We start from the raw sequence: 448 nt of genomic DNA, 5'->3' as shown, positions 1-448 counted from the left end.
TCTATCAGACAATCTGTGTGGACACTGCGAAGCAGGTTCTTTCAGGTAAGGAGGTGATCCAACCGCAGGTTCCCCTACGGTTACCTTGTTACGACTTCACCCCAGTCATGAATCACAAAGTGGTAAGCGCCCTCCCGAAGGTTAAGCTACCTACTTCTTTTGCAACCCACTCCCATGGTGTGACGGGCGGTGTGTACAAGGCCCGGGAACGTATTCACCGTGGCATTCTGATCCACGATTACTAGCGATTCCGACTTCACGGAGTCGAGTTGCAGACTCCGATCCGGACTACGACGCACTTTATGAGGTCCGCTTGCTCTCGCGAGTTCGCTTCTCTTTGTATGCGCCATTGTAGCACGTGTGTAGCCCTACTCGTAAGGGCCATGATGACTTGACGTCATCCCCACCTTCCTCCAGTTTATCACTGGCAGTCTCCTTTGAGTTCCCG

1 rRNA gene is annotated in these 448 nt (G+C 52.9%); it reads right to left on the bottom strand.

Going from position 1 to position 448, the window contains the following annotated elements:
- Nucleotides 1–46: 46 nt before the first annotated feature.
- A 16S ribosomal RNA gene (locus WFN61_RS20720) occupies nucleotides 47–448 on the bottom strand; the annotation flags it as partial.

This window comes from Pseudescherichia sp. AS216, assembly GCF_037152055.1.
Classification (GTDB): Bacteria; Pseudomonadota; Gammaproteobacteria; order Enterobacterales; family Enterobacteriaceae; genus Pseudescherichia.
Note: the sequence above shows the minus strand (reverse complement) of the source record. Positions and strands in the feature narration are given on the sequence as shown.